13 protein-coding genes are annotated in these 14,479 nt (G+C 57.0%); 6 read left to right on the plus strand and 7 right to left on the minus strand.

Annotated features, from left to right (window positions below; all coding sequences use genetic code 11):
• Positions 1-169: 169 nt before the first annotated feature.
• Positions 170-811 (minus strand): phosphoribosylglycinamide formyltransferase, encoded by a 642-nt coding sequence (gene purN, locus INF86_RS14210; protein WP_023300681.1) that lies wholly within the window; start codon positions 809-811, stop codon positions 170-172.
• Positions 808-1,845, minus strand: coding sequence for a phosphoribosylformylglycinamidine cyclo-ligase (purM, locus tag INF86_RS14215; RefSeq protein ID WP_023300680.1), 1,038 nt, complete (start codon positions 1,843-1,845; stop codon positions 808-810). The genes purN and purM overlap by 4 nt, the downstream gene beginning before the upstream one ends.
• Before the next feature lie 266 nt (positions 1,846-2,111).
• On the opposite strand from purM, the gene INF86_RS14220 reads away from it, so the two are divergent.
• From INF86_RS14220 to INF86_RS14235, 4 genes are all read left to right on the plus strand, one after another.
• On the plus strand, positions 2,112-3,542 hold the full coding sequence (locus tag INF86_RS14220; RefSeq protein ID WP_063152709.1) for a 6-phospho-beta-glucosidase: 1,431 nt from the start codon (positions 2,112-2,114) through the stop codon (positions 3,540-3,542).
• 217 nt (positions 3,543-3,759) lie between these two features.
• Positions 3,760-4,386: a uracil phosphoribosyltransferase gene (upp, locus tag INF86_RS14225; RefSeq protein WP_022648979.1), complete on the plus strand. Its 627-nt coding sequence runs from the start codon at positions 3,760-3,762 to the stop codon at positions 4,384-4,386.
• Positions 4,387-4,468: 82 nt separating this feature from the next.
• A complete protein-coding gene (uraA, locus tag INF86_RS14230; RefSeq protein WP_022648978.1) occupies positions 4,469-5,758 on the plus strand; it encodes a uracil permease in 1,290 nt (429 codons plus the stop codon).
• 97 nt (positions 5,759-5,855) lie between these two features.
• Positions 5,856-6,557 carry a DnaA inactivator Hda gene (locus INF86_RS14235; RefSeq protein WP_211482948.1) on the plus strand — a complete coding sequence of 234 codons (702 nt, stop codon included), beginning with the start codon at positions 5,856-5,858 and terminating at the stop codon, positions 6,555-6,557.
• Between the two features lie 76 nt (positions 6,558-6,633).
• On the opposite strand, the gene INF86_RS14240 is transcribed toward INF86_RS14235, so the two are convergent.
• From INF86_RS14240 to celB, 3 genes are read right to left on the minus strand one after another with little or no spacing between them, the layout of a single operon-like run.
• On the minus strand, positions 6,634-8,052 hold the full coding sequence (locus INF86_RS14240) for a M17 family metallopeptidase (protein WP_193543639.1): 1,419 nt from the start codon (positions 8,050-8,052) through the stop codon (positions 6,634-6,636).
• Complete coding sequence (locus tag INF86_RS14245; protein ID WP_193543636.1) at positions 8,052-9,008, minus strand: N(4)-(beta-N-acetylglucosaminyl)-L-asparaginase; 957 nt, start codon at positions 9,006-9,008, stop codon at positions 8,052-8,054. The genes INF86_RS14240 and INF86_RS14245 overlap by 1 nt, the downstream gene beginning before the upstream one ends.
• Positions 9,009-9,011: 3 nt before the next feature.
• Positions 9,012-10,331: a PTS cellobiose transporter subunit IIC gene (gene celB / locus INF86_RS14250; protein ID WP_048966874.1), complete on the minus strand. Its 1,320-nt coding sequence runs from the start codon at positions 10,329-10,331 to the stop codon at positions 9,012-9,014.
• Positions 10,332-10,478: 147 nt separating this feature from the next.
• On the opposite strand from celB, the gene INF86_RS14255 reads away from it, so the two are divergent.
• Positions 10,479-11,303, plus strand: a complete 825-nt coding sequence (locus INF86_RS14255) for a helix-turn-helix transcriptional regulator (RefSeq protein WP_193543637.1) — start codon at positions 10,479-10,481, stop codon at positions 11,301-11,303.
• Here INF86_RS14255 and arsC read toward each other — a convergent pair.
• Together arsC and bepA are read right to left on the minus strand one after the other, a co-directional pair.
• Positions 11,300-11,656 (minus strand): arsenate reductase (glutaredoxin), encoded by a 357-nt coding sequence (arsC, locus tag INF86_RS14260; protein WP_193543638.1) that lies wholly within the window; start codon positions 11,654-11,656, stop codon positions 11,300-11,302. The genes INF86_RS14255 and arsC overlap by 4 nt on opposite strands.
• 13 nt (positions 11,657-11,669) lie before the next feature.
• Positions 11,670-13,133, minus strand: coding sequence for a beta-barrel assembly-enhancing protease (gene bepA, locus INF86_RS14265; protein ID WP_003860547.1), 1,464 nt, complete (start codon positions 13,131-13,133; stop codon positions 11,670-11,672).
• A gap of 220 nt (positions 13,134-13,353) precedes the next feature.
• Here bepA and INF86_RS14270 point away from each other — a divergent pair, with 220 nt between their 5' ends.
• Complete coding sequence (locus tag INF86_RS14270) at positions 13,354-14,418, plus strand: AI-2E family transporter (protein WP_003860546.1); 1,065 nt, start codon at positions 13,354-13,356, stop codon at positions 14,416-14,418.
• Positions 14,419-14,479 lie beyond the last annotated feature (61 nt).

A 14,479-nucleotide genomic window follows, 5' to 3' on the forward strand; every position in this document is an offset into this window, starting at 1 on the left:
TAAATCCGTCTCGTCCTTATTATGGCGAGCATTTCCACGATATGTCCAACAGTGCCAGAAAAGTATGACAGTTATTTTTTTTGTTGGGGATTTTAGGGGGTTGGAGAAGGGAATATCGGGTAATGCAATATGTAGGTCGGGTAAGCGCAGCGCCACCCGACAGAACAAACTACTCTTCAGCCGCATGACCCTGCGGGGGCAACTTCACGCCGTCCAGCCAGGCGGCACCGTCGCGCATCTCAAGACGGCCGTCAACAAACCAGCTTACCACCAGCGGATAAATGGCATGTTCCTGAGCCTGTACACGTTCGGTCACGTCGTCTTCGTTGTCACCGTCAAAGACCGGTACTTTTGCCTGCAAAATGACCGGACCGCCGTCCAGCTCGTCGGTAACGAAATGCACGGAGGTACCATGCTCCTCATCGCCGTTCTCCAGCACCTGACGATGGGTATGCAGGCCAGGATATTTCGGCAGAAGAGAAGGGTGGATATTCAGCAAACGTCCGTTGTAATGCGCGACGAAGGCCGGGCTCAGGATACGCATGTAGCCCGCCAGCACCACCACGTCAGGCGCGTAGGCGTCAATCTCCTGCACCAGCTCACGGTCAAAGGCTTCACGCCCGGCGAACTGGCTGGCTTCCAGCGCGTGCGCAGGAATGTTCGCTTCCCGCGCGCGCTCAAGGCCGAACGCATCGGCCTTGTTGCTGAATACTGCCCGAATGGTGCCATTGATTTTCTTCTGTTTGCAGGCGTCTATGATTGCCTGCAAATTGCTTCCGTTGCCGGAAATGAGCACCACGATGTTTTTCATTCAATGACCACACGCTGTTCGGAATCGGAAGCTTTAATCGTACCGATTTTCCACGCGTTTTCACCTTTTTCTGTCAGCAGCTTAACCGCTTTATCCGCTTCGCTGGCGGGCAGGGCGATAACCATGCCCACGCCGCAGTTAAAGGTGCGGTACATTTCATGCTCGCTCACGTTGCCTGCGGTTTGCAGCCAGTTGAAGACGGACGGCCACTGCCATGAGGAGGCGTCGATCACCGCCTGGGTATTGTCCGGCAGCACGCGCGGAATGTTTTCCCAGAAGCCGCCGCCAGTAAGGTGAGCGATGGCGTGCACGTCAACGTTCTCAATCAGCTCCAGCACGTTTTTCACGTAGATGCGGGTCGGGGCCAGCAGGTGATCGGCCAGCGGTTTGCCGTCCAGCTCGGTGGTCAGCGGGTCGCAACCGCTCACTTCGAGGATCTTACGCACCAGAGAGTAGCCGTTGGAGTGCGGACCGCTGGAGGCCAGCGCAACCAGCACATCGCCGTCAGCCACTTTGCTGCCGTCGATAATTTCTGATTTTTCTACCACGCCGACGCAGAAGCCTGCGACGTCATAATCTTCACCGTGATACATGCCAGGCATTTCTGCGGTTTCACCGCCGACCAGCGCACAGCCGGATTGCAGACAGCCTTCGGCGATACCGTTAATGACGCTGGCTGCGGTATCCACATCCAGCTTGCCGGTCGCGTAGTAATCCAGGAAGAACAGCGGCTCAGCGCCCTGTACCACCAGGTCGTTGACGCACATCGCCACCAGATCAATACCAATCGTATCGTGACGCTTAAGATCCATCGCCAGGCGCAGTTTTGTACCGACACCATCCGTACCCGAGACCAGCACAGGTTCACGATATTTTTGCGGCAGCGCGCACAGTGCGCCGAATCCACCCAGGCCACCCATCACTTCCGGGCGGCGGGTTTTTTTCACCACACCTTTGATTCGGTCAACCAGCGCATTACCTGCGTCAATATCAACACCGGCATCTTTGTAGCTGAGAGAAGTTTTGTTGGTCACGGCTTAAATCCCCACGCGATTGCATAGCTAGTAAGAAAAATCGGCGCAATTCTAACAGTCCAGGCAAACGTTTGCGAGCCTATTCTCCGCGCGGGGATCTTTTTTTCTGTGCGGACTGTCCAGGGCAACAAACTTGACTCCGTTCACGAAAATGAAACCGGTTTCGGCGATCTGCTTGCAACGGCTATCCCCTTTGCACATCATCAAAATGAAACCGGTTTCTGTAACTGTTTTTGCAGAAAATAACGCAGAATGAGGGAAAGCGAATGTCAGGATTTAAAGCAGGTTTTCTGTGGGGTGGGGCCGTTGCGGCGCACCAGCTTGAAGGCGGCTGGAAAGAGGGCGGCAAGGGCGTGAGCGTTGCCGATGTCATGACGGCAGGCGCCCACGGGGTACCGCGTGAAATCACCAACGGCGTGCTGGAGGGGAAAAATTACCCAAACCACGAAGCCATCGACTTTTACCACCGCTATAAAGAAGACATCAAACTCTTTGCCGAGATGGGATTCAAATGCTTCCGCACCTCCATTGCCTGGACGCGTATTTTCCCGAAAGGCGACGAGCTGGAGCCGAACGAAGCGGGACTCAAATTCTATGACGATCTTTTCGACGAGTGCCTGAAGCACGGCATCGAGCCGGTGATCACGCTTTCCCACTTCGAGATGCCTTTCCACCTCGTAACGGAATACGGCGGCTGGCGTAACCGTAAGCTGATCGACTTCTTTGTCCGCTTCGCGAAGGTCGTTTTTGAGCGCTATCAGCACAAAGTGAAGTACTGGATGACCTTTAACGAGATCAATAACCAGGCCAACTTTCACGAAGACTTTGCGCCGTTTACCAACTCCGGGCTGAAATATGCCCCGGGAGAAGATCGCGAGCCGGTGATGTTCCAGGCGGCGCACTATGAGCTGGTGGCCAGCGCCCTGGCGGTGAAAGCGGGGCGTGAGATCAACCCGTCACTGCATATCGGCTGCATGATTGCCATGTGCCCCATCTATCCGCTGACCTGTGCCCCGGACGACATGATGATGGCGATGAACGCCATGCATCGCCGCTACTGGTTCACCGACGTTCACGTGCGCGGCAAGTATCCGCAGCATCTGCTCAACTACTTTGAACGTCGCGGCTTCGCGCTGGATATCACCGAAGAAGATAAAGTGGCGCTGACGCAGGGCTGCGTGGATTACATCGGGTTCAGCTACTACATGTCGTTCGCCACCAAAGCGACGGCGGATAATCCGACGCTGGATTATGACGAGAGCAAGAGCCTGGTTTCTAACCCGTACGTGCAGAAATCGGACTGGGGCTGGCAGATCGATCCTGTCGGGCTGCGCTACTCTCTGAACTGGTTCTGGGATCACTATCAGCTGCCGCTGTTTATTGTGGAAAACGGCTTTGGCGCGATCGACGTGCAGGAGAACGACGGCACGGTGAACGACCAGTACCGCATCGACTACCTTTCCGCCCACATCCGCGAGATGAAAAAAGCGGTGGTGGAAGACGGCGTAGATCTGATGGGCTATACCCCGTGGGGCTGTATCGACCTGGTCTCTGCCGGCACTGGCGAGATGAAGAAACGCTACGGCTTTATCTTTGTCGATAAAGATAACGAAGGTAACGGCACGCTGAACCGCAGCAAGAAGAAATCGTTCGACTGGTATAAGCAGGTGATTGCGAGCAACGGCGATAACCTGTAATTGTCGGGTGGCGCTAACGCTTACCCGACCTACACTACACGTAGGCCCGCGTAAGCGCAGCGCCACCGGGCAAGACCCCGCACCCAAACCGGAGCCCAGCCTCCGGCTTTTTTGTTTTTGATTGATGTACATCAAGCAACATGGGTATGGCGCAATCCGAAAAAAGCGGTATAATCCCGCGATTTTTTTGCGGATGCCACCTCAGAGGAGAAAGAGAATGAAGATTGTGGAAGTGAAACACCCACTCGTTAAACACAAGTTGGGCCTGATGCGTGAGCATGACATCAGCACGAAGCGTTTTCGCGAACTGGCTTCTGAAGTGGGTAGCCTGCTGACCTACGAAGCGACCTCTGATCTGGAAACGGAAAAAGTGACCATCGAAGGCTGGAACGGCCCGGTACAGGTTGAGCAGATCAAAGGTAAAAAAATTACCGTGGTGCCAATCCTGCGTGCGGGTCTGGGCATGATGGAAGGCGTGCTGGAGCACGTCCCAAGCGCGCGTATCAGCGTGGTAGGTATCTACCGTAACGAAGAGACGCTTGAGCCGGTCCCATACTTCCAGAAGCTGGTCTCTAACATTGATGAGCGTATGGCGCTGGTAGTTGACCCGATGTTGGCGACCGGTGGTTCGATGATCGCCACCATTGACCTGCTGAAACAAGCAGGTTGCAGCAGCATCAAAGTGCTGGTACTGGTCGCGGCGCCGGAAGGTATCGCGGCGCTGGAAAAAGCGCACCCGGACGTTGAACTCTATACCGCGTCTGTCGACCAGGGACTGAACGAGCACGGGTACATCATCCCGGGGCTCGGCGATGCCGGCGATAAGATTTTTGGGACTAAATAATCGAATAACGATAAAGAAGCCGACTTTGATAGTCGGCTTTTTTTTGAATAAAAACCAACAATGACACTCAGAGGAAAACACTATGACGCGCCGTGCTATCGGGGTGAGTGAAAGACCGCCGCTTTTACAGACAATCCCGCTTAGTTTGCAGCACCTGTTCGCCATGTTTGGCGCAACCGTGCTGGTGCCAATCCTGTTTCACATTAACCCGGCTACCGTGCTGTTGTTTAACGGCATCGGTACGCTGCTTTACCTCTTCATCTGTAAAGGCAAAATCCCGGCCTATCTCGGGTCGAGCTTCGCGTTTATCTCCCCGGTACTGCTGTTGCTGCCGCTGGGTTACGAGGTCGCGCTGGGCGGCTTTATCATGTGCGGTGTGCTGTTCTGCCTGGTCTCCTTCATTGTGAAGAAAGCGGGTACCGGCTGGCTGGACGTGATGTTCCCGCCTGCGGCAATGGGGGCAATCGTTGCCGTCATCGGCCTGGAACTGGCGGGTGTCGCGGCGAACATGGCTGGGCTGCTGCCTGCGGACGGTCAGTCACCGGATTCTAAAACCATTATTATTTCGCTGGTGACGCTGGGCGTGACGGTTTTCGGTTCCGTCCTGTTCCGCGGCTTTATGGCGATTATCCCGATCCTGATCGGCGTGCTGGCGGGTTACGCGCTCTCCTTCGTGATGGGCGTTGTGGATACCACACCGATTGCCGAGGCACACTGGTTCGCGCTGCCGACCTTCTACACCCCACGCTTCGAATGGTTTGCTATCTTCACCATTCTGCCTGCTGCACTGGTGGTGATTGCTGAGCACGTTGGCCACCTGGTGGTGACGGCGAACATCGTGAAGCGTGACCTGATCCGCGACCCGGGCCTGCATCGCTCCATGTTTGCCAACGGTTTCTCCACCATCATCTCCGGTTTCTTCGGCTCCACGCCAAACACGACTTACGGGGAGAACATCGGCGTAATGGCGATCACCCGCGTCTACAGCACCTGGGTTATCGGCGGCGCGGCGATCATCGCTATTCTGCTCTCCTGCGTCGGCAAACTGGCGGCGGCGATCCAGATTATCCCGGTTCCGGTGATGGGCGGCGTTTCCCTGCTGCTTTACGGGGTGATCGGTGCGTCCGGTATTCGCGTGCTGATTGAATCCAAAGTGGATTACAGCAAGGCGCAGAACCTGATCCTGACCTCCGTTATCCTGATCATCGGCGTGAGCGGCGCGAAGGTGCACATCGGCGCGGCAGAGCTGAAGGGTATGGCGCTGGCGACCATCGTCGGCGTGGGCCTGAGCCTGATTTTCAAGCTGATCTCGGTCATTCGTCCGGAAGAAGAAATCCTGGACGCTGACGATAGCGAAAAAGCACCACATTGATCCTTTAACCGGGCGGACGATCCGCCCGGTTCTCTCCTTGCTGGTTCCGTGTTAAACTCCATTCCGATTTTATGTAAGATCTCTGGTTGAGGTATTTCTGAACGGACCGGCACAGCTCTCTCTGCCACTTTATCTCCCTGACGACGAAACTTTCGCGAGTTTCTGGCCGGGTGATAACCCCTCTTTACTGGCTGCACTGCAAAACGTGCTGCGCCAGGAACACAGCGGATACATCTATATCTGGTCACGCGAAGGCGCGGGACGCAGCCACCTGCTGCATGCCGCCTGTGCGGAACTTTCGGCGCGCGGTGACGCGGTAGGCTATGTGCCGCTGGATAAACGCACCTGGTTTGTGCCTGAAGTGCTGGAGGGCATGGAACATCTCTCCCTGGTCTGCATCGATAATATTGAATGCGTGGCGGGAGACGAGCCGTGGGAAATGGCGATCTTTAACCTCTACAACCGCATTCTGGAGTCGGGCAAAACCCGGCTGCTGATCACCGGCGATCGTCCGCCGCGTCAGCTCAATCTGGGGCTGCCGGATCTGGCGTCTCGTCTGGACTGGGGGCAAATCTACAAGCTGCAACCGCTGTCGGATGAAGACAAACTCCAGGCACTTCAGTTGCGCGCCAGACTGCGCGGATTTGAACTGCCGGAAGACGTAGGGCGCTTCCTGCTCAAGCGTCTTGATCGGGAGATGCGCACGCTCTTTGATACGCTCGATCAGCTCGATCGCGCCTCCATCACCGCCCAGCGCAAGCTGACCATTCCGTTTGTGAAAGATATTCTTAAGCTGTAGTTATGCCGGGTGGCGGCTGCGCCTTACCCGGCCTACATTTGGCACCCGTAGGCCCGGTAAGCACAGCGCCACCGGGCTAAAGATCCCCCATCAGGTGCTCAACCAGCAGCGGAATCGGTCTTCCCGACGCCACGCTTCTGCCGTTCTCACGCCACAGCGCCGTCCCGCTGATATCCAGATGTGCCCATGGGATCGCCGGCGGACAGAAGTGATGCAGCAGCCACGCCGCCGAGGCGCTTATCGCCGCATTGTTAGTCGGCGTATTGCACAGATCGGCAATCGCGCTGTCGGTCTGCTTTTTCAGCCGTGCGTCCAGCGGCAGAGACCACACCTCGTCACCGCTCCGTTTACCTGCCTGCGTCAACGCGGCGCGCAGCGGTTCATCCTGGGTCATCAGCCCGCTCAGCTCATACCCCAGCGCTTTCACCATTGCGCCCGTCAAAGTCGCCATATCAATGATGTAGCGGGCCTGCGGGTACCGCTGGCTGGCCCAGGCAATGGCGTCAGCCAGCACCAGCCGGCCCTCGGCATCGGTATTATTGATTTCAACGGTGGTTCCGTTACAGGCTGTTGCCACCGTGCCGGGCTGCATGGCGTCGGGGCCGATGGCGTTTTCCGCCAGCGCCAGCACGCCCATGATGCGCACGGGTAATTTCAGCTCCGCAACGGTCAGCATCAGCCCCAGTACGTTGGCCGCGCCGCACATGTCATATTTCATGGTGTACATGCCCGCGCCTTCCTTCAGCCACAGGCCGCCGGTGTCAAAGGTAATGCCTTTTCCCACGTAGCAGCGCATCGGGCCGTCGTTGGCACCATCATAATGAATAGCCAGCAGACGCGGCGGGCAGGTCGCCCCTTTGCCAACGGCGTGCAGCAGTCCAAGACCCTGCTCAGCAATATCTTTTTCGTTCAGCACCTCGCAGCGCAGGGCAGGGCTGGCGGCACACAGTTTTTGCGCCTCTTCCACCACAAACTGCGGCGTGCAGCGGTCGGACGGCATATCCGCCAGACGTCGCGCCGCGATCATGCCGAGCGCAATGGCCTGCTGCTGGCGGAAGGTCGTCTCCAGCTTCGCCTGCTGTTCCGGCAGGCAGAGGGCAGTGATGCAGGTAAGACGCACCGCTTCGTTCGTCTTCTTCAGCTTCAGGTCACTGAGCCTGTGCGCCTGATTAAAGAGAAAACGCAGCACCTGCGCCAGCACCACATCGTCGATATCCGTCACGTCCAGCACGAGTTCGGCGCTGGCGGGGGCGGTAAGCAGCGGTCGCAGGGCGGTGAGCAACCCTTCGGTCAGGGCGTCATGCCAGATCGTGTCCGGCAACAGAGTAATGCGCGCAAACGGCGCGCAGCCAAAGCGCGCGTCCGCGACGGTGCTCTGCTGGCGCATTTCAGCGACAAGAGCGCTATCCGGTAACAGGGAACTGTCAGCGCGCGCAATCAAATGGTTGTTCGGCTTCGCGTCTGAAAGCGCGTTGATAAACTGGTACGTGATCATCATGATTCCTCAATCGGCGCGCGGATCCGTGTGGCATAGGCCTGCATCCACTCCTCATCTACCGCGTGATAGTGCGTTTTCTCCCGCAGGCGTTCAGTACGAAAAACGGTGAGGGGCTGGCGAGCCGTCGCTACCACGAACGAGAAGGTTTTTATGTTGGTCGCGGCGCCAAATTCTCCTTTGCTGTTCATGCACACCACGGAGAGATCGCCCGCGCGACCGAAGCGCGACATCAGCTTGTCTTCCAGTTCGAATACGACTGAATCCGCCGCCTGCTGCGGCGTCATCCCTTGCGCCATCCGGCGAACGATTTCGTAGCTGGTACAGCCCTTCATCAGGTCTTCACCGACGCCTGTGGCGGTGGCCGCGCCGGTTTCGCTGTCGCAGTAAAAGCCGGAGCCGATGATGGGTGAGTCACCGAGGCGACCACGTTTTTTCATAAACAGGCCACTGGTGGAGGTGGCGACGCTCATCGAACCCTGTTTATCAAGGCCAATGATGCCGACGGTGTCATGTCCGTCGTAGGGGCTTAACCCCTTATCCAGCGTTTCGCGGCAGCGCTTGCGGTAGTGCTGCATGGCGCGATCCGTGAGCATGGTTTTGTCGGCAAAGCCCTGGCACAGCGCCCATTCGCGCGCGCCCTGGCCGACCAGCAGGCTGTTATAGCGTTGACGGCTGAGCGCGTGCGCCACGCGCACCGGGTTGGCGATATCCACCAGATTCCCCACGGCGCCGAACGCCAGCGTGTCGCCGTCCATATAGGCCGCGTCCAGCTCCACCTCGCCGTTCTCGGTCGGCAGGCCACCGTAGCCGACGGATTTATACAGCGGAAAGTCTTCCACGGCAGCGACGGCATCGACCACCGCCGAAGCGACCGGTTTTCCCGCCGCCAGGGCAGACGCGGATTCCGTTACCCCTTCAAGTGCCATTCGCCAGGTTGCGATAATTCCCCACATGCTTTACTCCTGTTTTGCAAGGGTGGTGTCGGGTTGCGTAGCGGTAGTCAGCTCCGCGGCGCGGTACTGTTTATCCAGGATACGCATAAAAGGCAGGTACAGCATGGCGCCAATCAGCAGGTTGATCAGCTGCATCACGCTGCCGCTCAGGTGCCCGGTGACGATAAAGCCGCTGATAACCGGCGGCAGGGTCCAGGGAATAAACACCCCGGTGGTGACGGCGACCGCGCCAATTTTCATCGCCGTATACTGCACGGTGACCAGCACCAGCGGCACCAGATTAAACGGGATGAGCATGATCGGGTTCATGATCACCGGCAGGCCAAACAGGATCGGTTCGTTGATGTTAAACACCGAGGCACCCGCACCGAGGCGCGCCACCTCTCGCATGTTTTTGCTGCGGGCGAAAATCAGCATCGCTATCACCAGCGACAGCGTGGCGCCCGCGCCGCCCATCCAGATCATGTCAAAAAACTGTTCGGTGATGATGTGCGGCGGCGTCGTTCCCGCCTGGATCGCGGCGATGTTGTCGGTCTGGTTTTCCATCCACAGCGGGCGAATAATGCCGTTGATCATCGAACCGGAGTTAATGCCCACTGACCACAGAATGGTGATACTGAATACGGTCATCAGCGCACCGAAATAAGAGGTGCCGTAGTGGCGCACCGGGGTGGCAACCACTTCATAAATAAACTGGTGGATGGTGTGGTAGTGGGTGTTTTCAAATATGATGCGGATAATAAGCACCAGAATCATCACCAGCAGGGCCGGGATCAGCGCCGCGAACGACTCCTGCACCGCCGGAGGTACGCCGTCCGGCATTTTAATGACCAGCTTTTTGCGCTTCAGCCAGCAGAACAGTTCCGTCCACAGCAGGGAACCGATCATCGCCACAAACAACCCTTTGCTGCCAATCCACTCCACCGGCATCACGGTAATGCCGCCGTTTTCCGCCACTTTGATAAAGGGCGTCAGGATCAGGAAGGCGACCAGCGCCAGGATGCCGCAGGAGATGCGGTCCTCGCCATAGTGCTCAGCCAGGCGGTAGGCCACCAGGAAGCTGATAAACAGCGACATGGTTGAGAATACCGCGTTGAATGGAATCTCTATAATCGCACTCCAGCTCTCACCAAAGGCCTGAGACATAAACTGCTGATAGGCCTGATTCGGGAAGGAGGAGATCACCAGCAGGATGGAGCCGACGATGATAAACGGCATGAATGAAACGTAGGCCCCACGAATGGCCCCAAGATGACGCTGCTGGGCCGTTTTCGCCGCCAGCGGCATCAGTTTTGCTTCAAGAAATCCCAGAACATTGTTCATTGTGAACTCCGTACAAGATTGAGAGGTGTTGTTTATGTTATGTCTGTGGATTATCAGTGAAGCGCGGCGAGCGAAAGGTGAAATCGGTCACAAAGCATTCGCTGTTCTACTATAAATCTCATAAGATTAGTTGCGGAGAGAGACGCGATGGAAATCAAACTGCATGCTAACGCCACCACCACACCGCGTATCCGTCGCTATCTTCAGCAGTCGAATAAAAGCGACAGAGAGCTAGCTGTTGAACTGGGGATCTCGGTCACCACCGTCAGGCGCTGGCGCAACCGCGACCAGGTTTCGGATAACCACACAACGCCAAAAGTGATACACAAAGCATTGAGACAAGAGCAGGCGGCACTGATAAATGCCCTGCGGGATATCACTGGGGCACCGCTGGATGAACTGCTGCTGCTGGTGAATGACGGACTCGGGATCGCCGTTTCCCGCGCGACCCTGAACCGCTACCTCAAACCGGCTTCGGTAAGACAAAAGGGGGCGTCGTTGCAGGGCAAAAAGGCACTGAAGGCCGGTATCATGCCGCAGAAGCTACTTCTGCATCATCAGCCGCTATCGCTGCATATGGACGACGGTGGGGAGCAACACCTGCTCTGGGCGCGTGAACCCGTCAGCGGCTGGTGCTACGCCCGGCTTTATGCCGGTGTCTCGCCGCAGTTGCTGACCCGCTGGACGAACGAGGTGCTGGCTGCATGTCCGGCTGATATTCAATCTATTGAGACTTTTGGGCTGGCAGTGAACTTGCCGGAGCATAACGTCACCGTAAAAGTGCATTCACAGTATTATCTTGCCCTTCAGGTCACCGTGCCGTTACGTGAGATCATTCCGCGCGTGAATAGTGAACCGGCGGGAGAACTGTTGATCCAGTTGTGTGAATTTTTCAACCGGGGAAAAGCGCAGAAAAAGCTGGGGGAGAGTACGCCGCAGGCGTTTCTGGAAGCGCTGCGGCGTAACGATTAGAGGATCCCGAGTACGTCTTCCGGCGGACGGCCGATACGCGCCTTGCCGTTCGCCACGACAATCGGGCGCTCAATCAGCTTTGGATTGTCGACCATCGCCTGAATCAGCCGATCTTCAGTGAGACTGGTATCGTTCAGATTGAGCGATTTATACAGATCTTCTTTCTGACGCATCAGCTCGCGTGCGCTGCCCATGTTCAGCATCTTCAGCAGCTGGCGGATCGTCTGCGCGTCCGGGGGCGTCTCCAGATACAACACCACTTCCGGATCGATGTCGTTAGACTTCAGCAAATTCAGAGTCTCGCGGCTCTTGGAGCAGCGAGGGTTATGGTAAATTTTTACCGCGACTGTCATGACTTCTCCTTTATTACATCTTCTCGTACGGCTTAAAGCGTTGTTGCAGGCCACGCAGCTGGTCGATTCGCGCATCGTAGCGGGCCTGTTGCAGGCTACCGAGCTTCACCTGTGAGCTGGCGCTGCTTAGCAGGGATATGGCCTGATCGAGGCGCCCCGCCAGCGCCAGACCTTCCGCACGCGCGGCCAGCTCCTGATCGCGATTACCCAGTTGCCCCTGGGCCTGGGCGAGCAGCTCCCAGCCGTTCTGGTCATCTTTATTGTTAAAGGTATAGCGGTTCAGAATGGTCACCGCCTCGCCGGGCTGGCCGCCCTGTAAGTAGGCGTTCGCCAGGTTTAGCTGCAATACCGGATTGTTGCGAATGTCTTTCGCCCCTTTCAGACGGTTGATCGCATCGGTCGCTTTTTTCTGTCCTAAATCGATATCGGTTGCGAGGTCGAGATACCACGGATTGTCAGGCGCCGACGCCAGCAGCGGCTGTAGCGCTTTACGCGCTTCATCGTACTTGCTTGCTTCCATCGCCTGGAGTGCCTGACCATACTGCGCGGCGTTCTTCTCGCGCACGTTGCCTTTCGCCAGCGCGTCCAGCAGATCGCTGGTGAGCTGATTACGTCCGGAGTTGTACATGCCAAGCGTTCTCACTTTGGCCATGTAGAAATCCTGCGAGGACTGCACGACGACCGGACGCATCTGGTTAGCACGGTTACGCGCATCCGAGAGACGACTTTCCGGCAGCGGGTGGGTCAACAGAATTTCAGGCGGGCGCGACGAGTAGCGTGCCTGGTCGAGCAGTTTTTCCAGGAAGCTCGGCATGGCCTGCGGGTCAAAGCCGGAACGCTGTAAAACCTGAATGCCGATGCGGTCTGCTTCCTGCTCGTTCTGCTGGGTAAAGCTGATCATCCCCTGACGCGTCCCCGCCAGCGTCCCGGTAAGCGCCGCCATCCCGGCCTGCGGGCTGGCCATCGCCAGCAGAATAGAGCCCAGCGCGCCCACCCAGGTCAGAGGGGCGTTACGCTTCTGATCTTCCATCGCACGCGCCAGATGGCGCTGGGTGACGTGCGAAATTTCGTGCGCCATGACGGACGCCAGCTGGCTTTCGTTATCGGAATAACGGAACAACGCCGAATGCAGCACCACGTTCCCGCCAAAGAAGGCGAAGGCGTTGATTTCGTCGTTATTGATTAAATAGAAGTGGAAGGGCGTTTTTACCGAGTCTGCGTGCGCCACCAGTCGCATCCCCAGACCGTTGATGTACTGCACCAGCAAAGGGTCGTTAATCAGCGGAGCACTGCCGCGCAGCTGGCGTACGTAATAATCACCCATCTGCATCTCCTGCCCGATGGAGAGCGTGCTTCCTGCCGTGGTGCCCATGTCCGGCAATGAATCGGACGAGTCAGCGAAAGCGGGCAACACCTGACCCACCGTCACGGCGGCAATCAGTGTCGCAACCAGTGTTTTTCTCAACTGCCTGAACATAACAACTGTCCTGTATGTTGGATGTGCTAATTTGACCGATGAACCCGCATAACGTTCATCTCCGCTGCTCTGCGAGTGTAGCCGTGTTAAGAGATGAAGAAAATCCCATTCATCAGGGTTTTGCGAAACCTGACAGTGAAACAAAAAGGAAAGTCTTTTTTGTGACAGTTAGATACAATTCACCGTCTCACTCCTGCCATTCGATTCAGGGAAGGGTTGTATGCTCGAAATGTTAATGCAGTGGTATCGGCGTCGGTTTAGCGATCCGGAAGCCATTGCTTTGCTGGTCATTCTGGTTGCCGGATTCGGTATCCTGTTCTTCTTTAGTGGCCTGTTGGCACCGCTTCTGGTGGCAATTGTGCTGGCGTATCTGCTGGAGTGGCCCACCGCGCGTCTGGAACATATCGGCTGTTCCCGTCGCTGGGCGACCAGCATTGTCCTGGTGCTGTTTGTCGGCATTCTGCTGCTGATGTCCTTCGTGGTGATGCCCATCGCCTGGCAACAGGGGATCTACCTGATCCGCGACATGCCCGGCATGCTGAATAAACTGTCTGATTTTGCCGCCACGCTGCCGCGCCGCTATCCTGCGCTGATGGACGCCGGGATCATCGATGCGATGGCCGAAAACATGCGCGCCCGCATCATGACCATGGGTGACTCGGTGGTGAAATACTCTCTGGCCTCGCTGGTGGGGTTGCTGACGCTGGCGGTTTACCTTGTTCTCGTGCCGCTAATGGTGTTTTTCCTGGTCAAAGATAAAGAGCAGATGCTGAATGCGGTGCGCCGCGTGCTGCCGCGCAATCGCGGTCTCGCAGGACAGGTCTGGCAGGAGATGAACCAGCAAATCACCAACTACATTCGCGGCAAAGTGCTGGAGATGATTGTGGTGGGCGTGGCGACCTGGATTGGCTTCGTGATTTTCGGGCTGAACTACTCGCTGCTGCTGGCGGTGCTGGTCGGATTCTCGGTTCTGATCCCGTATATCGGCGCGTTTGTGGTGACCATTCCGGTAGTCGGTGTGGCGCTGTTCCAGTTTGGTCTGGGTACGGAGTTCTGGAGCTGTTTCGCCGTATACCTGATTATTCAGGGACTGGACGGGAACCTGCTGGTACCGGTGCTGTTCTCAGAAGCAGTTAACCTGCATCCGCTGGTGATTATCCTGTCAGTGGTGATTTTCGGCGGGCTGTGGGGATTCTGGGGCGTGTTCTTCGCCATTCCGCTGGCGACGCTGATTAAAGCCGTGGTCCACGCGTGGCCGGATGTGCCGGCGGTGGAAGAGAAGTAGATTTAGTGCGGGCTGATGCCCTCACCCCAACCTTCTCCCAAAGGGCTGAGGGATCCCCAGT

Origin of the sequence: Enterobacter cloacae complex sp. I1M (assembly GCF_014982425.1) — a bacterium.
Classification (GTDB): Bacteria; Pseudomonadota; Gammaproteobacteria; order Enterobacterales; family Enterobacteriaceae; genus Enterobacter; species Enterobacter intestinihominis.